The sequence below is a fragment of the Microbacterium sp. 2FI genome (assembly GCF_005502885.1).
GTDB lineage: Bacteria > Actinomycetota > Actinomycetes > Actinomycetales > Microbacteriaceae > Microbacterium.
Window position 1 is genome coordinate 44,318 of record NZ_SCMR01000010.1, and the last position, 18,399, is coordinate 62,716.

Annotated in this window: 18 protein-coding genes and 2 tRNA genes; 16 read left to right on the plus strand and 4 right to left on the minus strand. The window is 69.7% G+C overall.

Features of this window, described 5'->3' with window-relative positions; all coding sequences use genetic code 11:
- Positions 1–37: 37 nt before the first annotated feature.
- The 9 genes from FFS15_RS09875 (at position 38) to FFS15_RS09915 (ending at position 7,929) form a co-directional block, all read left to right on the plus strand.
- Positions 38–1,144, plus strand: coding sequence for a branched-chain amino acid aminotransferase (locus FFS15_RS09875; RefSeq protein WP_137844859.1), 1,107 nt, complete (start codon positions 38–40; stop codon positions 1,142–1,144).
- A 26-nt stretch (positions 1,145–1,170) separates the two neighbouring features.
- Entirely contained in the window at positions 1,171–1,938 is a 768-nt protein-coding gene (locus tag FFS15_RS09880; protein WP_137844860.1) for a fumarylacetoacetate hydrolase family protein, read from the plus strand.
- Positions 1,935–3,203 carry an MFS transporter gene (locus FFS15_RS09885; RefSeq protein ID WP_137844861.1) on the plus strand — a complete coding sequence of 423 codons (1,269 nt, stop codon included), beginning with the start codon at positions 1,935–1,937 and terminating at the stop codon, positions 3,201–3,203. Before FFS15_RS09880 ends, FFS15_RS09885 begins: the two co-directional genes overlap by 4 nt.
- Before the next feature lie 23 nt (positions 3,204–3,226).
- Positions 3,227–4,741: a glutamate--tRNA ligase gene (gene gltX, locus FFS15_RS09890; RefSeq protein ID WP_137844862.1), complete on the plus strand. Its 1,515-nt coding sequence runs from the start codon at positions 3,227–3,229 to the stop codon at positions 4,739–4,741.
- 68 nt (positions 4,742–4,809) lie between these two features.
- Positions 4,810–5,547, plus strand: coding sequence for a hypothetical protein (locus tag FFS15_RS09895; protein ID WP_137844863.1), 738 nt, complete (start codon positions 4,810–4,812; stop codon positions 5,545–5,547).
- A gap of 89 nt (positions 5,548–5,636) precedes the next feature.
- Positions 5,637–6,062, plus strand: a complete 426-nt coding sequence (locus FFS15_RS09900) for a hypothetical protein (RefSeq protein ID WP_137844864.1) — start codon at positions 5,637–5,639, stop codon at positions 6,060–6,062.
- A 73-nt stretch (positions 6,063–6,135) separates the two neighbouring features.
- A tRNA-Gln gene (locus FFS15_RS09905) sits at positions 6,136–6,210 on the plus strand.
- 118 nt (positions 6,211–6,328) lie between these two features.
- Positions 6,329–7,066 (plus strand): hypothetical protein, encoded by a 738-nt coding sequence (locus tag FFS15_RS09910; protein WP_137844865.1) that lies wholly within the window; start codon positions 6,329–6,331, stop codon positions 7,064–7,066.
- Positions 7,063–7,929: a hypothetical protein gene (locus FFS15_RS09915; RefSeq protein WP_137844866.1), complete on the plus strand. Its 867-nt coding sequence runs from the start codon at positions 7,063–7,065 to the stop codon at positions 7,927–7,929. The genes FFS15_RS09910 and FFS15_RS09915 overlap by 4 nt, the downstream gene beginning before the upstream one ends.
- Here FFS15_RS09915 and FFS15_RS09920 read toward each other — a convergent pair.
- A complete protein-coding gene (locus FFS15_RS09920; RefSeq protein ID WP_137844867.1) occupies positions 7,923–8,864 on the minus strand; it encodes an aminoglycoside phosphotransferase family protein in 942 nt (313 codons plus the stop codon). The genes FFS15_RS09915 and FFS15_RS09920 overlap by 7 nt on opposite strands.
- Positions 8,865–8,960: 96 nt before the next feature.
- On the opposite strand from FFS15_RS09920, the gene FFS15_RS09925 reads away from it, so the two are divergent.
- From FFS15_RS09925 to FFS15_RS09940, 4 genes are read left to right on the plus strand one after another with little or no spacing between them, the layout of a single operon-like run.
- Positions 8,961–9,740, plus strand: a complete 780-nt coding sequence (locus FFS15_RS09925) for a DeoR/GlpR family DNA-binding transcription regulator (RefSeq protein ID WP_137844868.1) — start codon at positions 8,961–8,963, stop codon at positions 9,738–9,740.
- Positions 9,737–10,681, plus strand: coding sequence for a 1-phosphofructokinase (pfkB, locus tag FFS15_RS09930; RefSeq protein ID WP_137844869.1), 945 nt, complete (start codon positions 9,737–9,739; stop codon positions 10,679–10,681). Before FFS15_RS09925 ends, pfkB begins: the two co-directional genes overlap by 4 nt.
- Positions 10,682–10,710: 29 nt before the next feature.
- Positions 10,711–12,795, plus strand: coding sequence for a fructose-specific PTS transporter subunit EIIC (locus FFS15_RS09935; RefSeq protein ID WP_137844870.1), 2,085 nt, complete (start codon positions 10,711–10,713; stop codon positions 12,793–12,795).
- A gap of 32 nt (positions 12,796–12,827) precedes the next feature.
- Positions 12,828–13,097, plus strand: a complete 270-nt coding sequence (locus tag FFS15_RS09940; protein ID WP_137844871.1) for an HPr family phosphocarrier protein — start codon at positions 12,828–12,830, stop codon at positions 13,095–13,097.
- Positions 13,098–13,175: 78 nt separating this feature from the next.
- On the opposite strand, the gene FFS15_RS09945 is transcribed toward FFS15_RS09940, so the two are convergent.
- Positions 13,176–13,814 (minus strand): MBL fold metallo-hydrolase, encoded by a 639-nt coding sequence (locus tag FFS15_RS09945; protein WP_137844872.1) that lies wholly within the window; start codon positions 13,812–13,814, stop codon positions 13,176–13,178.
- Between the two features lie 107 nt (positions 13,815–13,921).
- On the opposite strand from FFS15_RS09945, the gene FFS15_RS09950 reads away from it, so the two are divergent.
- Positions 13,922–13,997, plus strand: a tRNA-Glu gene (locus FFS15_RS09950).
- Between the two features lie 50 nt (positions 13,998–14,047).
- Here FFS15_RS09950 and FFS15_RS09955 read toward each other — a convergent pair.
- Both FFS15_RS09955 and FFS15_RS09960 read right to left on the minus strand, forming a co-directional pair.
- The gene (locus tag FFS15_RS09955) at positions 14,048–15,238 is read right to left on the minus strand and encodes a DUF4349 domain-containing protein (protein ID WP_137844873.1); all 1,191 of its coding nucleotides are present in this window, start codon (positions 15,236–15,238) and stop codon (positions 14,048–14,050) included.
- Entirely contained in the window at positions 15,235–15,792 is a 558-nt protein-coding gene (locus FFS15_RS09960; RefSeq protein WP_137844874.1) for an RNA polymerase sigma factor, read from the minus strand. The genes FFS15_RS09955 and FFS15_RS09960 overlap by 4 nt, the downstream gene beginning before the upstream one ends.
- A gap of 294 nt (positions 15,793–16,086) precedes the next feature.
- Here FFS15_RS09960 and FFS15_RS09965 point away from each other — a divergent pair, with 294 nt between their 5' ends.
- The gene (locus FFS15_RS09965; RefSeq protein ID WP_137844875.1) at positions 16,087–17,151 is read left to right on the plus strand and encodes a TerC family protein; all 1,065 of its coding nucleotides are present in this window, start codon (positions 16,087–16,089) and stop codon (positions 17,149–17,151) included.
- Positions 17,152–17,236: 85 nt separating this feature from the next.
- Positions 17,237–18,316: an acyl-CoA desaturase gene (locus FFS15_RS09970; RefSeq protein ID WP_137844876.1), complete on the plus strand. Its 1,080-nt coding sequence runs from the start codon at positions 17,237–17,239 to the stop codon at positions 18,314–18,316.
- Positions 18,317–18,399: the final 83 nt, after the last annotated feature.

Consider the following 18,399-nt stretch of genomic DNA (forward strand, 5'->3'; position numbering starts at 1 on the left):
CGCCGCCGGATCACCCACCCAGCCAGGACGTGACGCAATGACCCTCATCGACACCGACCCCGACACCGGACTCGCGCCCCTGCAGTTCATCGTCAGACGCAATCTCAATGCGAAGTCCGACGCCGAGCGCGACGCGATCCTCGAAAGTCCCGGTTTCGGCACGAGCTTCACCGATCACATGGTCGACATCTGCTGGTCGACGGGTGGCGGCTGGCACCGGCCGCGCGTGCAGCCGTACGGTCCGCTGACACTCGACCCCGCAGCAGCGGTGCTGCACTACGGCCAGGAGATCTTCGAGGGCATCAAGGCCTACCGTCACGCCGACGGCTCGATCCACACCTTCCGTCCCGACCAGAACGGTCGTCGTCTGCAGCGCTCCGCGCGGCGCCTGGCCCTTCCCGAACTGCCGGTGTCGTACTTCATCCAGTCGCTGCGGGAACTGGTCCAGGTCGACGGTGCGTGGGTGCCGTCAGGCGCCGACCAGAGCCTGTACCTGCGCCCCTTCATGTTCGCCAAGGAAGCCTTCCTCGGCGTCCGGCCGGCGCACAAGGTCGGCTACTACGTGATCGCCTCGCCCGCGGGCGCCTACTTCAAGGGCGGCGTGCAGCCGGTGTCGATCTGGCTGAGCGAAGACTACGCGCGCGCCGGCAAGGGCGGCACGGGTGCAGCCAAGACCGGTGGCAACTACGCCGCGTCGCTCCTGCCGCAGTCCGAGGCGTACGAGAACGAGTGCGACCAGGTGGTCTTCCTCGACCAGGACGGCAACGTCGAAGAGCTCGGCGGCATGAACGTCATCTTCGTCTACAAGGACGGCACGATCGTGACGCCGCAGTCGCCGTCGATCCTCGAGGGCATCACGCGCGATTCGATCCTGCAGCTCGCCCGCGACCGCGGCCACAAGGTGGAAGGACGCGCCGTGTCGCTCGCCGAATGGCGCGATGGTGTGGCCTCGGGCGACATCGTCGAGGTGTTCGCGTGCGGCACCGCCGCCGTCGTCACTCCGATCGGCGTGCTCAAGGGCAAGGATTTCCTCGACGAGCAGCCCACCGGCGAGCTCGCGCTGTCGCTGCGCGAAGAGCTCACCGACATCCAGTACGGCCGCCGCGATGACAAGCACGGCTGGCTCCTTCGCCTCGACGCCTAGCGCGCGCGGCTGGCTAGGGTAGAGCGGTGAGGATCGCGCGCTTCAGCCACCAGGACGCCATCAGGTTCGGCATCGTCGACGGGAGCGACCTCGTCGTCCTCTCGGGCGACCCGATGTTCGCCGGGTTCGACACCACGGGCGAGCGCGTGCCGCTCGCGGACGTCGCTCTGCTGGCCCCCGTCATCCCGCGCTCGAAGGTCGTGTGCGTCGGCCGAAACTACCGTGACCACGCGGCCGAACTCGGCAACGAGGTGCCCGAGGCCCCGATGCTGTTCTTCAAGCCGAACACCGCGGTCGTCGGCCCCGGTGACGCCGTCGTGCTCCCGAAGCACTCCGACTTCATCAGCTTCGAGGGCGAGCTCGCCGCGGTCATCGGCCGCATCGCGAAGAACGTCTCGGCCGAGAACGCCCTCGACTACGTCTTCGGCTACACGATCGCCAACGACCTCACCGCCCGGGACTGGCAGAAGTCCGACGGCCAGTGGGCGCGCGCGAAGGGCTTCGACACGTCGTGTCCGCTCGGCCCCGCGATCGAGACCGAGTTCGACGTCGACGGGCACGCGGCGATCACGACCCGGCTCAACGGCGAGGTGCGTCAGCAGGGCCCGATCAGCGACATGATCTTCTCGCTCGCCGAGGTCATCGAGTTCGCGTCGGCGGCCTTCACCCTCCTGCCGGGCGACGTCATCCTCACCGGCACCCCGGCCGGCGTCGGCCAGATCGTCGCCGGCGACGTCGTCGAGGTCGAGATCACGGGCCTCGGCATCCTCCGCAACACCGCGCGCGACGCGTGACCGAGCCGGCGCCCGCGACCGGCCCGGCGGAACCGGACGCCGCAGAGATCGCGCGCGTCCAGCGCCGAACGGTGTGGGTGCTCTCGCTCGGTCAGGTGCTCGGCGGACTCGCCTTCGGTGCGACGCTGTCGCTCGGCGCGGTGCTGGCGGCCGAGCTCTCGGGCGACGAGTCGTTCTCGGGCCTGGCGGCTGCCGCGGTCACCCTCGGGACGGCTGCGACCGCTGTCCCTCTCGCAGCCCTGGCGCGCGGCCGAGGTCGTCGGCTCTCGCTCACGGCCGGTATGGCGATCGCCCTCGCGGGCGTCGTCATGGTGATCGTCGCCGTCTCGGCGAACTCGTTCGGGATGCTGCTCGGCGCGTTCCTGCTGATCGGCGCCGGCCAGGCTGCGAACCTGCAGTCGCGCTTCGCGGCCGCCGACCTCGCGACCGACGCCTCGCGCGGACGTGACCTGTCGATCGTCGTGTGGGCGACGACGATCGGCGCGGTGCTCGGCCCCAACCTCACCGGGCCGGGCGAGGCGCTCGGAGCCGCCGTCGGCATGCCGCCGCTCACCGGTCCGTACCTGTTCACCGTCGGCGCTCAGCTGCTGGCGATGGCGCTGTACCTCACGATGCTGCGGCCTGATCCGCTGCTGCTCGCGCAGCGCATCGTCGCCTCCGCGCGCGCCGTGGCGGGGACGATCGTGAAGCCGGATCGTCCGATCCCCGCACGCTACGCGATCTTCGCGATCGCGTCCGCCCACGGCGTGATGGTCTCGGTGATGGCGATGACGCCGGTCCACCTCATCCATCACGGTGCGTCGCTGACCGTGATCGGCCTCACGCTCAGCCTGCACATCGCGGGCATGTACGCGCTTTCGCCGGTGTTCGGCATCCTGGCCGACAGGCTCGGCCGCGTGCCGACGATCCTGATCGGACAGGGGCTGCTCGCGGCGGCGCTGCTGACGGCATCCTTCGGTGCCGAGTCGACCGTCGCGGTGACCGTCGCACTCGTGCTCCTCGGCCTCGGCTGGAGCGCGTCGACGGTCGCGGGTTCGGCGCTGTTGACCGAGGCCTCGTCTGAGGAGCGGCGCACGCGACGGCAGGGATTCAGCGACTTCGCCATGAGCATCGTCGGGGCGACGGGCGCGATCCTCGCGGGCCTCGTGCTCGGCTGGATCGGGTACGGCGGGCTTGCGCTCGTGGTCATGACCCTTGTCGCAGCGACACTCGTGCTCTCGCCGCTGGGTCTGCGCACGGCCCCTGCCGCCGCGGATCCTCGCTGACCCCGCAACTACACTGGACGACGATGTCTTCCTCACCCGATCCCCGCACCACCACCGCGACCGGCGCCGATGTGCGCGTGCGCTTCTGCCCGTCGCCGACCGGCCTCCCGCACGTCGGACTCATCCGCACGGTGCTCTTCAACTGGGCGTATGCCCGGCACCACGGCGGCACGCTCGTCTTCCGCATCGAGGACACCGACGCCGCGCGTGACAGCGAAGAGAGCTACCAGCAGCTTCTCGAGGCGCTGCGCTGGCTCGAGATCGACTGGGACGAGGGCGTCGAGGTCGGAGGCCCGCATGCCCCGTACCGGCAGTCGCAGCGTCACGACATCCACCTCGAGGTGCTCGAGCGGCTGAAGGCAACCGGCGCCGTGTACGAGAGCTACTCCACCGCCGAAGAGATCGACGCGCGCAACGATGCCGCCGGGCGCGCACGCCAGCTCGGCTACGACAACTTCGACCGTGACCTCACCGACGACCAGAAGGCCACCTTCCGCGCCGAAGGCCGCGAGCCTGCGTGGCGCCTCCGGGTCCCCGACGAAGACCTGACCTACGTCGACCTCATCCGGGGCGAGGTCACCTTCCCGGCGGGATCGTTCCCCGACTTCGTGCTCGTGCGCGCCGGGGGAGTGCCGCTGTATCCCTTCGTCAACCCCGTCGACGACGCGCTCATGGGGATCACCCATGTGATCCGCGGTGAAGACCTCATGCCCTCGACCGCTCGACAGCTCGCGCTCTACGGTGCGCTCGTCGACGCGGGCGTCACGACGTTCGTGCCGCGCTTCGCGCACATGCCGCTGGTGCTCGGCGACGTCGGCAACAAGAAGCTCTCCAAGCGCGACCCGAAGGCCGATCTCTTCCTGCAGCGCGAGAAGGGCTTCATCCACGAGGGGCTGCTCAACTACCTGTCGCTCCTCGGCTGGTCGATCGGCCCCGATCGCGACGTCTTCTCGCTCGACGAGCTCGTCGCCGCCTTCGACATCGTCGACGTGAACCCGAACCCGGCGCGCTTCGACCAGAAGAAGGCCGAGTCGATCAACGGCGACCACATCCGGATGCTGCAGCCCGACGACTTCGCCGCGCGCCTCCTTCCCTATCTCGCGGCCGCGGGCGTGGTGGACGAGTCGCCCACCCCCGAACAGAGCGAGATGCTGGCCGCATCCGCCCCCCTCGTCCAGGAGCGCATGCAGCTCCTCGGCGACGCGCCGGGTCTCCTCGGATTCCTCTTCCGCGACGAGGTCGCCTACGACGACGATGCCCTCGCATCCCTCCCGGCGAACGCCGACGAGGTGCTGATCGCGTCGGTCGGCGCTCTCGAGGTCGTCCCCGAGTCGGAATTCACGGCCGCGGCGGTGCAGGACGCCCTCTCAGTCGCGCTCATCGACGGCCTCGGCCTCAAGCCGCGGGTCGCTTACGGACCGCTGCGCGTTGCGCTCAGCGGCCGGCGCATCTCGCCGCCGCTGTTCGAGTCGATGGAGCTGCTCGGCAAGGCCGAGTCGATCCGACGCCTCGGCGCACTGGTCGCTCGTCAGGGCTGAGGGCCGGCGCGTCACTGCAGCCCACGAGGTCACTGGCGGAGGCACTCGACCGGGTGTACCGTTCGGCCGTGGAAGGTCCCTCGCCTCCCTCGGACGCGCAGCGCGAGTTGAGCGAACTGCGCGCGAGAGCATACGGCCCGGGCCCGGGGATCGCGGACGACCCTGCGGCTCTCGCTCGCCTTCGCGAACTCGAGGGGACCTCTGACGCGAGTGCAGATGCGCGAGCCGGCGGCCGGGCGGACGACGCCGTTGCGGACCTCGAGCCGGTGCCGGCCCCGTCCCTTCCGGTGCCGGAGACCGTCGCCGCGCCCGACACTCCGTGGCGATCGCTCTGGCGTCGCGCGACCGCGACGCGTGCGAGGCGCGCAGCCTGGGGGCTTGCGTGCGTGGTCGTCGTCGGCTCTGCTGTGACGGTCGCGCTCCTCCTCATGACCGTGCGTCCTCACCCCGACGCGACCCTGCAACCCACCGACGCCTCGCCGAACGATGCAGTGATCAGGATGGTCGCCTCCACCGCTGGCGAGTGGGAGGCTGACGTCTCGACCCTGCGCGCCTACGAGCCCTATCTGGGGATGGATCTCTGGTACGCGACGAATGCGTGGGGGTCGCGCTGCCTCTTCGCTCTGCAGGTTGCGCGCACGATCATCTCCGAGGCGCACTGCGCACCTGCCGAAGCTGAGCTCTTCATCGACGTCTCCTCGTGGGGCGACGACTTCGATCAGCTTCCCGTCGACGGGGTCGCCCGCATCGTCATGCGCGACGACGAACTGGATGTGTTCGTCTACGACGTACCGGGGGCCGACTGATGCACGCCCATGACTCGCCGCGCGCGGAGCAGGAGCTCCGCGGGAGGGTTCGGTCGCGACGGTTTTCGATCATCGCCGCGACGGCGGTGATGGTCGTCGTCGTCGCGAATGCGGTGATCTGGACGCTGCGCCCGTATGCCGACGAGACGCTGCGCTCGGTGGCCGACGAGGCCGACTTCCAGGTCGGCGTGTGGCTGACGTTCCTCGACCAGCGGCCCGCGGACGGAACCCTCCGCGGGTACGAGCCATATCGGGGACTCGAGCCCTGGTCCTTCGTGAACGGTCAGGGCCTGCAGTGTCTCCTCATCGGCTCCCGATCCCAGCGTCTGGCGATGACGACCCAGTGCATGCCACCGGGCGTCGATCTCTCTGCCGACGTGGTCGCGATTCCCCGCTGGAACGACGACTTCGCCGAAGGGCTGACGCCGGGGAGCATGATCAGGTTCCACTTGCGCGGCGACTCCGTGGATGTCGTGTTCTACCCGGCCCCGGAGACCGACCCATCACAGCCCTGAGCCTCGCTCGGTTTGGCCTTGCCGCCGTCGTCGTCTAGACTTGACTCTTGGCACGGCGAAGGCCGAAGGCCATTGGGGTATGGTGTAATTGGCAACACGGAGGTTTCTGGTACCTTTGTTCTTGGTTCGAGTCCAGGTACCCCAGCCACGAAAAAGCCCCCGCTCAGCGGGGGTTTTTCGTTTCTCTCCGGCCTTCGCCGAGACACGCTCGTAGACAGGTTTCCGCCAGCGGCGCCAGCGCCGCTCAGCCGGACGATAATGGGCGGATGGACGCTCCGTCATCGACGCCCGAGCTGTCGCGCGAACTGGATGATCTCCGCCGGCGCGCGTACGGTCCGGATGCCGACATCCACCGCGATCCCGACGCCGCCGCGCGGCTGTCGGAGCTCGAGGCGTTCGTGCGGACGCCGCAGGTCGAGGCGCCGGCGGTAGAGGAGGAGCTACCCGCGGATGCCGACCCGCCGACGGATGCGTCCGCCCACGCCGATGATCCGGCAGCGGCCTCCGAGTCGATCCGACCGCCCCACTTCCTCGCGCGGGTCGGCAGGCGTGTGCCCGTGTGGGCGCTCATCGCCACGGCGGGAGTCATCGGACTGATCCTCGGAGTGTCCTTGCCTGCGCTGCTGGCTCCGAGGCCCGACGCCGTTCTCGCGAGCGTCGCCGAACAGCGCGAGGTCGATCTGCCCGAGTGGGCTCCGAGTGTGCGCGACTGGCTCGTGATCGAGGGCGAGTTGACCTCGCACGAGCCCTTCGAGGGATTCGAGGTACTCACCGGTCACAACATCAGCGGCGCGGGCTGCGTGCTGGTGGTCCTGGGCCAGGAGTGGATCGACGGGCGGTGCGCTGCGGGCGATCTCGCGCCGAGCGTCGACTTCGTCATGTACCCCGGCACGCTCAACCCACTGGACGAGCCCTTCCCGGTGGGCAGCCTCATCCGCTTCACGCTGCGCGACGACGTGGTCGAGGTCTGGAAGGCTGAAGCGCCCGACAACGAGTCGACATGAGCGTCGCGCGCGGAGGGTCGGGGGGCGACGGAGTCGCGGCGGGGGTGAGTCCGGCGACCGAGCTCTCGGCGCTTCGTCGTCGTGCGTACGGCCCGGATGCCGACATCGCGACCGACCCGGTGGCGCAGAGTCGCCTGGCGGAGCTCGAACAGCTCCTGCGCGGCGACGACGGCGAGGAGGCGGATCCCGGCGATGGTGACTCCGCTGCGGATCACCCGGCAGATGGCACGCCGAAAGCGCAGGTGTCCGACGGGTCGCGGGCGTCGGATTCCGACGCATCCGATGTCCACCCGTATCGACGGACTCGCTCCCAGCGGATCGCGGCGTTCGTCGTCGCCGGCGTCGTGGTGCTCGTCGTCGGGATCGGTGTCGGGATCGCGCTCGGGGGGTTCTTCGGAATCGGCGCGGGCATCGGGTCCGGCTCGGGTGTCGGCCTCGGTGCGGAGCCCGAGGCCGGCGAGCAGGCGGACCCCCCGAGCGCGGCGGCGCCGCTCGGTTCGGCCCCGGATCTCACCCTGGGCATCGCCTCGCGCGCCGGCGAGCGGGGCGCCGGCTGGGCGTCCTCGCTCGAGGTCTGGGGCGTGATGGCGGGCACCATGATGCCTCACGAGTCGTTCGGCAACCTCGATCTCTGGACGGCGACCGGGGCCTCCGGATCCCGCTGCCTTGTCTTCTCTCTCGAGGGCCGCGTGGTCACGGCGGAATGCGCCGGTGGCAACTTCGACCCGGTGTTCGACGTGACACTCGGAGACCGCACGCGATCCATCTCCTTCGACCCGTCGCTCCCCGACGGCACCGTCATCCGCTTCGTCGCGCGAACGGATGTCGTCGAGGTGTGGGTTCGCGAGCCCGTCGGTCAGTAGCCGTCGGCCAGGGAGGCGGGATCCGCCTCGAGTTCGAGGAGGGTCGCAGCGGCGAGTTCCGCATACGCGGGCGCGTCGTCGCTGTGCGAGAGCAGCATCACGGCAACCGCAGCTGCCCACGCGCGGGCGCGCCGCCACGCATCCTCGTCGTACCGGCCTGCCGTCGCTCGGCGGAACGCGTCGCGACCGTCGGCATCGAATGCGAGCCAGGCGACGGCGAGGTCGTAGGCCGGATCCCCGGAGGTCACGTCGCCGAAGTCGATGATGCCGTGAAGCGACCCTCCATCGGCGATGAGATTGCCCGGATGCAGGTCGCCGTGGATCCACAGCGGTGCACCGGTCCAGGGCGCGGCGTCGAGACCATCGCGCCAGATCGCCGTGAGGCGCGCGTTCTGGCGGACTGACAGTGCGGCCTCCGATCGCAGTCGTGCCAGCCGCGCCTCGACCGCGTCGGCGCGCTCGGCGAGCGGCACGCCGCGCACCGGGTTGACCGGCGCATCGGTGGGCGCCGGAATGTGGACCTCCCCCAGCGCCGCTGCGAGAAGGTTCGCCCAGCCGCGTCGATCCGCACGTGGGACGTCGAGGCCGCGGCATCCATCGATCCACGCGACGATCGACCAGGGCCACGGAAATCCCGCGCCGGGTGAGCCGGTCAGCAGCGGCATCGGAGACGCGACGCCGATCGCTGCCAAGCGTGGTCCGAGCACCGGGAGCGCACGCTGCTCGCTGCGGACCAGCGGGGCGGCGAGTGCGCGGCGGGGGAGTCGCACCGCGAGCGCGTCGCCCAGTCGCCACACCTCGCAGTCCCACCCGGCCGCCACGCGGACGAGGGGCAACGCAGCGAATTCGAGGCCGAGCGCCGTGGCCTGGCCGGTGACCAGCCGACGCACGAGTGCCTCATCGAAGATCACCTCGGCGGCGGGCTTGTCGGGCACTCCCCGACATTACTGTCCGTTCCCCCGGCTCGGAGAACTTTTTGCTTCATGTTGGAATGTGTTGTAGTGTGTGGGAATCCAACGAAGGGTCATAGTGTGTACGCGACCGAGCGCCAGCAGGTCATCGAGCAGATGGTCGCCGACGACGGTCGGGTGAGTGTTCTCGACCTCGCCCGCCGCTTCGATGTCACCACCGAGACCGTTCGCCGTGATCTCGCACTCCTCGAGACCGCCGGCGGTTTGCGCCGCGTACACGGCGGAGCAGTGCGCAGCGACCGGGGGAGCACGGCTGAGCCGTCGCTCACCGAGCGGTCTGCGCGACACGGCGAGGCGAAGCTCGCCATCGGTCGAAGAGCGGCCGATGCGATCGGTGACGGCTTCCGCGGATCCGTCTATCTGGATGCCGGCACGACGACCGCCGCGGTTGCGGCGTGTCTCGCGCCGAGACTCGGATCGGGTCCGATCGAGGTCGTCACCCACGCGCTGACCCTCGCCCACGCCCTCGCCGCGGTTCCGGATGCATCGCTCACCGTCATCGGCGGTCGCGTGCGGGGGCTCACCGCGGCCGCGGTCGGCTCAGACACCGTGCGCGCGGTCGAGAGCATGCGGCCAGATATCGCGTTCATCGGAACCAACGGCGTCTCGGCCGGCTTCGGACTCAGCACCCCCGACCCCGACGAAGCCGCCGTCAAGAGGGCGATCGTCCGGTCCGCCCGCCGCGTCGTCGTCGTCGCGGACTCCGACAAGCTGGGCCGCGAACTCCTCGTCGGCTTCGCGGGGCTCGCCGACATCGACGTCCTGGTCACCGACGCCGAGCCCGACGCCGAGCTCGCCGCAGCCCTCGCCGAGGCCGACGTGGAGGTGTGGCGCGCATGATCCTCACCCTGACCGCCAACCCGTCGCTCGACCGCACGATCACCATCGACGGGGCGCTCCGGCCCGGCGAGGTGCAGCTCGCCTCCGCCGCGCGCGAAGACGCCGGCGGGAAGGGCATCAACGTCTCCCGCGTCGCGGCCGCAGCCGGCGTGCCGACGCTCGCCGTGCTGCCTCTCGCCGCCGACGATCCCTTCGATATCGCGCTGCGCGCTGCCGCGGTTCCGGTGCAGCGGGTGCCCGTTCACGGCCACGCGCGAGCGAACGTCGCGATCACGGATGCCGACGGCACGACGACGAAGCTCAATCTTCCCGGTGCCGCGCTCACCTCCGACGAGGCCGCCGACGTGATCCGAGCGGTGGTCGCCGCCGCCGCCGGCGCGCGATGGCTCGTGCTCGCGGGTTCGCTGCCGCCCGGAGTCGGCGACGACTTCTATGTCGAGGTCGTCCGCGCGGTGCGCACGGCCCACGGCGCAACGGCACCGCTCATCGCGGTCGACACGTCCGGTGCCGCGCTGCGTGCCGTGGTCGAGACCGCGCACCCCGACCTCATCAAGCCCAACGACGAAGAGCTGGAAGAGCTCGCCGGCGTCGAGCTCGGCGACGGCGATCTCGCCGAGGCCGTGCTTCGGGTCGCCCGGACGCTGGTCCCGTCGTCGGTCGGCGCGGCGCTCGTCACGCTCGGCAGCCGCGGCGCCGTGCTCGTCGATGCCGACGGCGCCTGGATCGGGACACCGCCGCCCATCCGTGTCGCCAGCACGGTCGGCGCAGGAGACAGCTCGCTCGCCGGGTTCCTGATCGCCGCGTCCGTGCGTGCCGCGCCCGAGGAACGGCTGCGCCGGGCGATCCGCTACGGCGCCGCGGCAGCATCCCTTCCCGGCACACAGGCCCCCACTCCCGCAGACCTCCCACCCGGCGACGTGCCGATCACGCGCCTCGCCTGAGCACCACCCACCCAAACAAGGAGCACATCGTGTCCGACACCATCACTCCCGACCTCGTCAGTCTCGACGTGGGTCTCGGTGACGACAAAGCCGCCGTCATCCGCGCTCTCGCCGCCCGCGTCGTCGCGCAGGGCCGCGCGACCGACGCCGAGGCGCTCTTCGCCGATGCGTGGGCGCGCGAGCAGAAGGATGAGACCGGGCTGCCCGGCGGTATCGCGATCCCGCACGCCAAGAGCGCGGCCGTCACCCAGCCGACACTCGCCTTCGCGCGACTCCGCCCCGGCGTCGACTTCGGCGCGTCGGACGGAACTGCCGATCTGGTCTTCCTCATCGCCGCGCCCGAGGGCGCCGCTGAAGCACACCTCGCCGTGCTCTCGAAGCTCGCGCGCAGCCTCATGCAGGACGACTTCACCGGGGGCCTGCGTGCCGCGACGACGAACGACGAGGTCGTCGCGATCGTGCGCGGCGCGATCGGCGAGGGGGATGCCGCGGCCGCGGCTCCGGCCGCGACGAGCGCCACGACCACAGCGGCGGCAGCATCCGTCTCCGTGACCGCCCCCGCCGCCTCGGGCCTCACCGTCGACGGACGACCGGCGCGCATCGTCGCCGTCACGTCGTGCGCCACGGGCATCGCCCACACCTTCATGGCGGCGGACGCGCTGACCGCTGCGGGCAAGAAGGACGGCGTCGACCTCGTCGTCGAGCCACAGGGCTCCAGTGGCTACCAGCCACTGCCGCAGGAGGCGATCGACCGCGCCGACGCCGTGATCTTCGCCACCGACGTGGACGTCCGCGAGCTCCAGCGGTTCGCGGGCAAGCCGGTCGTCCGCTCGGGGGTCAAGCGCGGCATCGAGCAGCCGAGTGCGCTCATCGCCGAGGCGGTCGCCGCCGCCAACGATCCGCAGGCCTCACGCGTCAGCGGCACCGTCGCGGCCTCGGCCGGCGCCGAGACGGGAGAGACCCTGTCGTGGGGCGCTCGCATCCAGCGGATCCTCCTCACCGGTGTCAGCTACATGATCCCGTTCGTCGCCGGCGGTGGGCTGCTGATCGCTCTCGGGTTCCTCCTCGGCGGATACCTCGTCACCGAGAATGCGGCGACCGTCATCATCCAGAACTCGCTCTGGGATCTGCCGACCGAAGACATCACCTCCGATTTCGGGCCGCTCGGCCAGTACCTCGGCTCGGTGTTCTTCATGATCGGCGCCACCTCGATGGGCTTCCTCGTCTCGGCGCTGGCAGGCTACATCGCCTTCGCGATCGCCGACCGGCCGGGCATCGCCCCCGGATTCGTCGCGGGGGCGGTGGCCGTGCTCATGGACGCCGGGTTCATCGGCGGCATCGTCGGCGGTCTGCTGGCCGGATTCATCGCGTGGTGGGTCGGCTCGTGGCAGGTGCCGCGGTGGCTCCGCGGCCTCATGCCGGTCGTGATCATCCCGCTGCTCGCCTCGATCGTCGCGTCGGGCCTGATGATCCTCTTCCTCGGCCGCCCGATCGCGACGCTCATGGTCGCGCTCGACACCTGGCTCAACGACCTCGCCGGCACCGCCGGAATCGTCGCGGTCGGCGTCGTCCTCGGCCTCATGATGTGCTTCGACCTCGGGGGCCCGGTCAACAAGGTCGCGTACGCGTTCGCCGTCGCGGGCCTCGCGGCAGGATCGCAGGAGAACCCGACGCCCTACCTCATCATGGCCGCCGTGATGTGCGCGGGCATGGTTCCGCCGCTCGCGATGGCGCTCGCCTCGACGGTGCTCGCCCGCAACCTCTTCACCCCGGTCGAACGCGAGAACGGCAAGGCCGCGTGGCTGCTGGGCGCCGCGTTCATCAGCGAGGGCGCCATTCCGTTCGCTGCGGCCGACCCGCTGCGCGTGATCCCGGCGTCGCTCGTCGGCGGCGCGGTGACCGGCGGATTGAGCATGGCGTTCGCGGTGCAGTCGCTCGCCCCGCACGGCGGCGTGTTCGTCCTGTTCGCGATCAACCCGATCTGGGGCTTCCTCGTGGCGCTGCTTGCCGGTACCGTCGTGACGGCGTTCCTTGTCGTCGCCCTCAAGAAGTGGGTCGCCCCCAAGGAGCTCGCCCAGGCCGAAGCGCCGATGCAGGCCGCCGTCGTCGTGTGACGGCCGCGTCGAAGTCGATCGAAGGAGAAACCATGGCAGAACGTCAGGCGACCATCGCGAGCAGCTCCGGACTGCACGCCCGACCCGCGAAGCTCTTCGTGCAGGCCGTGCAGGAGAAGAAGATCCCGGTCACCATCGCGGTCGAGGGCGGTCCGGACCTCAACGCCGGCAGCATCCTCTCGCTCATGGGCCTCGGTGCTTCGCATGGCACGGTCGTGACGCTCAAGTCCGACGGCGAGGGCGCCGAGCAGGCGCTCGACGAGCTTGCGGCACTCCTGGAGACCGACCTCGACGCGGAGTAGGAGAGCCGACAAGACCAGACGACGGATGCCGCGGAACGAAGCTGCCGCGGCATCCGTCGTCGTCGTTGCAGGGCGTTCTCAGAGGTCGATCGACTCGCCGACCTCGAGCGCCGAGAACTCGCCGCCGTCCTTCTCGACGGCCCAGCGGAGGCGACTGCGGCCCATGTCCCGCCCGATGACCGACAGCGTCATGTCGTGCGTGCCGAAGGCCTGGCGCGGAGCGACGGCGAGGACGAAGTCCATGGCCTCGCCGATCTTCAGCCACGGGGCGCCGACGGGCGCCGCGAGCAGGCGCACCGATCTCCCCTCGGGAACCGCGTAGGAATCGCCGGGGTAGTAGAACTCGTCGTTCACCAGTACGCCGACGTTGTCGACCACGGGGATCGTCTCGTGGATCACGGCATGGCGTCCGCCGAAGAACTCGAGGCGGAACGGCTCCGCCTCGACGGTGTCGCCGGCGTTGACGACCACGACGTCGTACCCGGCGGCGGCTGTCGCGACCCCCTCCGGGCCGTAGATCGGCACGTCCGGATACGCCTTGCGCAGTCGGTCGAGGTGCTCCGGCGTCCAGTGATCCGGATGCTCGTGCGTGATGACGACGGCGACCACGTCTCGGAGGTCATCGAGCGGCGACGTGAACGACCCGGGATCGATCACCAGCGTCTTCCCGGTCTCGCGAAGGGTGATGGTCGCGTGCTCGAACTTGGTCACTCGCATGCTCAGAGTCAACCGCCGCAGACCACCCTCGGCAAGCGTGCGCGCGGTTCCCACCTCGATTTGGTTCGCGTGTGGAAGACATGGCATAATCGAACGGTTGCGTGATCGGCCCCATCGTATAGCGGCCTAGTACGCCGCCCTCTCACGGCGGTAACGCGGGTTCGAATCCCGCTGGGGTCACCAACAAGAAAACCCCCGGTCAGACCGGGGGTTTTCTCATTGGCTACGGAGCGTCAGTCGGCGTCGCGCGGGGCACTGGACGATGTGGGCGCAGGGACGGATGCCGCGGCATCCGCCTTCGCGGCCCGGCGCCGCCGCGACCACCGCACGACGGCCCACACGACGAGTCCGGCGAGGCCGACGACGACGAGCCAGGGGAGCAGGAACCCGAGCGCGATCACGATCCCGTTGAGCGTCGCGACGAGCCCGTTCCAACCTGCGGCGAGTCCGTCGGTGAAGCCCGCCGGATCCGCCTCGACCGGCTCGACCACGGGCGTGAGCGTCACGGTGAGAGAGGACATGGCGACCTGGTCGTCGAGCATCTCGAGCTGCTGCTGGTACGACTCCAGCATCGCCTGGCGCTCGGCGAGCGCCGACTCGGCGGCGATCAGATCGGCGATGTTCGTTGCTTCGGCCAGAAGCGCCGTCAGCCGATCGACCGACGCCTGGGCGGCTTCGATGCGCGCTTCGAGGTCCACGGTCTGCTGGGTCACGTCCTGCCGGTTGATCGACGAGCTCGTGACCTCGCCGACGTCCGACAGTTCGTCGATGACCGCCGGCAGCTCGTCCGACGGCACCCGCACCGTGATCCACGCGCCGTCGACGGGCGGGTAGGGGTACGGATAGGTCATCGAGTCGTAGGCGATGCCCTCGCCGCCGTCCATCGGCTGCACCTGCCCGGTCGTTCCGACGTTCATCGACTCGACGTAGCCGTCATGGGCGATCGCGGCGTTCCCGATCGTGCGCGCGGCGACGGCGACGTCGTCGACCACCACGGTGGCCGACGCATTCGTGATGATGTCGCGGTCACCCGTGCTTTCGTCGACGGTCGACCCGGCATCGCCTCCGAGATCGGCTCGACCGTCGGTGGCGCCCGATTCCTCGCTGGAGACGCTCGCGTCGCTGTCGCCCATGTCGGGGGCGACGCCGGGCTCCATCGCGGGCTGGTCCGCCGATTCGGCGATCGAGCCGCCGGCTCCGCCGACGAGGCCGCCGACGCTCGGTGCGATGATCGCGGCGATCGCGATGACGGCGGCGGCTGCGCCCCCCGCCATCCAGATGCGTCCGCGACGCGCGCGCCGGGCGGTGGCTGTCCGTCGCTCGCTCGCGATGTCGGCGAACAGCGCCGTCTCGATCTCGTCGATGCGCTGGGCGGACAGCTCCGGAAGGGATGCCTCCGCGCTCTCGCGCTCCTGGTTGCTCATGTGCTCTCCTTCACGACGGTCCGGAGGCGCGTCCGGATGCGGGAGAGACGATTGCGGACGACACCGTGCGCGACGCCGAGCTCCTCGGCGGCGGCCTGGTAGGCGTAACCCTGTGCGGCGCACAATCGGAAGATGTCGCGATCCAAGGGGCTCAGCCCCTCGACCTCGCGCATGATCCGCTCGGCGAGTTCGCCGTCGATCACCTGCTGCTCGACGTCGACGGTCGCGGGGAGCGTGTCGTCGGCGGCAGCGGCGGTGTGCTCGCGGTCGCGCTTCTGACGGCGGATGCGATTCGCGGCCTGGAAGCGGCACACGGTCGCCAGCCACGGCAGCAGCGATTCGCTCTCGAGCTCGAGGCCCGGGAGCTTGCGCCACGCGACGAGGAAGGTCTCCTGCGTCACGTCCTCCGCGTCGGCCGCGTTTCCCACCAGCCCGTGCGCAAGCCAGTAGACCGGGCGCACATACGCGCGATAGAGCGTGCGGAACGCCAGATCGCTCCCGCTCGCAGCCTGCGCCACGAGCGCGGCGTCGTTCCGCGTGTCGTCGTATGCCATCCCAGTCCCTCGGCCTGCGCGGCGAGCCGATGGGGCGTCGTCGCGGAGCACCATTGTCTCTCACGGTGTCAGTGTCGCGACACGTCGGATCGTCTCGCGAGCGGCGGATCACGGCATCCGGTGCCTGTATCCTGTTCGAGCGAGAGGGAGTATCCCGACAGCGCGCATCCGTCATCACGGGTCCCGACAGTGCGACCCCGGGTGCGCGACGCGAGCCGACAAGGCCGCGGGGGAGAGACTTTCGGGTTTCCACCGACCCCACTGTCCCCTCGATTCCTCCCTGAAAGGCCCTGCATGGACCTCGTACTCCCGCTGTGGTTCGAAATCGGCTCGCTCGTCATCCTCACGCTGATCCTGATCGGTGACCTGCTGCTGATCCTCAAGCGCCCCCACATCCCGTCGACCCGGGAGTCCACGCTGTGGGTCGTCTTCTACGTCACCCTCGCCCTGATCTTCGCCGGGCTCATGTGGCTGATCGCCGGTCCGGAATACGCCGGTCAATTCGTCGCCGGCTGGCTCACGGAGTACAGCCTGTCGATCGACAACCTGTTCGTCTTCGTGCTGATCATGAGCCAGTTCGCGGTGCCGCGCCGCTACCAGCAGGAGGTGCTGATGGTCGGCATCATCATCGCGCTGATCCTGCGTGGCCTCTTCATCCTCGCCGGCGCCGCGATCATCGAGCAGTTCAGCTGGGTCTTCTACATCTTCGGCGCGTTCCTGGTGTGGACCGCGTGGCGCCAGGCCTTCCCGGGCGGCGACCACGACGATGACGTCAAGCGCGAGAACTTCATCGTCCGCCTCCTCCGCCGCACCATCGACATCAGCGACCACTACGACGGCGCGAAGATCCGCACGGTCGTGGACGGAAAGAAGATGTGGACGCCGATGATCATCGTCTTCGCGGCGATCGGCGTCACCGACCTGCTCTTCGCGATCGACTCGATCCCGGCGATCTTCGGCATCACCCAGAGCGCGTTCATCGTCTTCACCGCGAACATCTTCGCCCTCATGGGCCTGCGCCAGCTGTACTTCCTGCTGGGCGACCTGCTCGATCGCCTGCGGTACCTGCACTACGGCATCGCGTTCATCCTGGCCTTCATCGGACTGAAGCTCGTCTTCCACGCGATGCACGTCAACGAGCTGCCCTTCATCAACGGCGGTGAGCCGATCCTGTGGGCGCCCGAGATCTCCACCTGGATGTCGCTCGGTGTGATCGTGCTGTCGATGGCGGTCGCGACGGTGGCGAGCCTCGTCGCCTCGTCCCGCGAGAAGAAGGCCGAGACGGCGGATGCCGCTGCCGCGGTCGTCGCGGAAGAGAAGGGCACGCCCCCCACCGTCGACGGTCCCGGCAAGCTGTGAGAGCACTCAGCATCCGGGCGTAGCGTTCGCCCCAGACAGCGGGCACGTCCCCGCCCGCAGCCGGCATCGACCCGAGGTGGTCGAGATGGCTCCTGGGATCCTCACCACGAAGCCGCGCTCTGCGCCGTCCGGCGCCAGCGACTTCACCGAACTTGCGGCGATCGTCCGTGGCTCGGGGCTCATGCGACGCCGCTACGGCTACTACTGGACGAAGCTCATCGCAGTGCCGGTCGTGCTCGCCGCCGCGATCCTGGCGTTCATCTGGATCGGCGACACCTGGTGGCAGCTGTTCACGGCGGCGGGATTCGCGATCCTCTTCACGCAGATCGCGTTCCTCGGTCATGACGCCGCGCACCGCCAGATATTCGTCTCCGGCCGCTGGAACGACTGGACGACACTCGTCATCGCCGATCTCGTCGTCGGGCTGAGCTACGGGTGGTGGCGCCACAAGCACACGCGCCACCACGCCAATCCGAACAAGATCGACGCCGATCCCGACATCGACCTGCCGGTCATCTCGTTCACGCCGCAGCAGGTGAGCAGTCGGCGGTCACCGGTGGCTCGCTGGCTGGTGGGCCACCAGGGTGTCTTCTTCTTCCCCATCCTCCTTCTCGAAGGCCTGTCGCTGCACGCCTCGAGCGTGCGTCGCATGTTCCAGCGCGATCACCTCGACCGACGCTGGGTCGAGATCGGCTTCCTGTCGCTTCGGCTCGCCGGGTTCGTCACCCTCGTCTTCATCGTGCTGTCTCCCGGCATCGCTGCGGTGTTCCTCGCGGTGCAGCTCGGCCTCTTCGGTGTCTACATGGGAATGGCCTTCGCGCCGAACCACAAGGGAATGCCGCTGGTCCCGAACGACGCGAAGCTCGACTTCCTCAGCCGCCAGGTGCTGATGAGCCGGAACGTGCGCGGCACGTGGATCGTCGATGTCGCGATGGGGGGACTCAACTACCAGATCGAGCACCACCTGTTCCCGTCGATGCCGCGCCCGCATCTGCGCAGGGCCGCACCGTTGGTCGCGGAGTACTGCCGCAACAAGGGCGTGACGTACACGGCGACGGGGCTGTGGGAGTCGTACGGCATCGTCGTCCGCTACATCAACCGGGTCGGGCTCGGCGAGCGCGACCCCTTCGAATGCCCGCTCGTCGCGCAGCGGTCGGCGATCTGACGACGCCGGTGGACGTGGCGCCGGTGGTAGCCTGGGGCGATGCGGATCGCTCGCCTTCTCCTTAGCGGCCGCGACGAGTCCTA

Excerpts from the sequence above, each read along its gene's own strand:
- FFS15_RS09875 (WP_137844859.1), top strand. The coding sequence starts at position 38 with ATGACCCTCATCGACACCGACCCCGACACCGGACTCGCGCCCCTGCAG.
- gltX (WP_137844862.1), top strand. The coding sequence starts at position 3,227 with ATGTCTTCCTCACCCGATCCCCGCACCACCACCGCGACCGGCGCCGAT.
- FFS15_RS09900 (WP_137844864.1), top strand. The coding sequence starts at position 5,637 with ATGGTCGTCGTCGTCGCGAATGCGGTGATCTGGACGCTGCGCCCGTAT.
- FFS15_RS09910 (WP_137844865.1), top strand. The coding sequence starts at position 6,329 with ATGGACGCTCCGTCATCGACGCCCGAGCTGTCGCGCGAACTGGATGAT.
- FFS15_RS09915 (WP_137844866.1), top strand. The coding sequence starts at position 7,063 with ATGAGCGTCGCGCGCGGAGGGTCGGGGGGCGACGGAGTCGCGGCGGGG.
- pfkB (WP_137844869.1), top strand. The coding sequence starts at position 9,737 with ATGATCCTCACCCTGACCGCCAACCCGTCGCTCGACCGCACGATCACC.
- FFS15_RS09940 (WP_137844871.1), top strand. The coding sequence starts at position 12,828 with ATGGCAGAACGTCAGGCGACCATCGCGAGCAGCTCCGGACTGCACGCC.
- FFS15_RS09945 (WP_137844872.1), bottom strand. The coding sequence starts at position 13,814 with ATGCGAGTGACCAAGTTCGAGCACGCGACCATCACCCTTCGCGAGACC.
- FFS15_RS09955 (WP_137844873.1), bottom strand. The coding sequence starts at position 15,238 with ATGAGCAACCAGGAGCGCGAGAGCGCGGAGGCATCCCTTCCGGAGCTG.
- FFS15_RS09960 (WP_137844874.1), bottom strand. The coding sequence starts at position 15,792 with ATGGCATACGACGACACGCGGAACGACGCCGCGCTCGTGGCGCAGGCT.
- FFS15_RS09965 (WP_137844875.1), top strand. The coding sequence starts at position 16,087 with ATGGACCTCGTACTCCCGCTGTGGTTCGAAATCGGCTCGCTCGTCATC.
- FFS15_RS09970 (WP_137844876.1), top strand. The coding sequence starts at position 17,237 with ATGGCTCCTGGGATCCTCACCACGAAGCCGCGCTCTGCGCCGTCCGGC.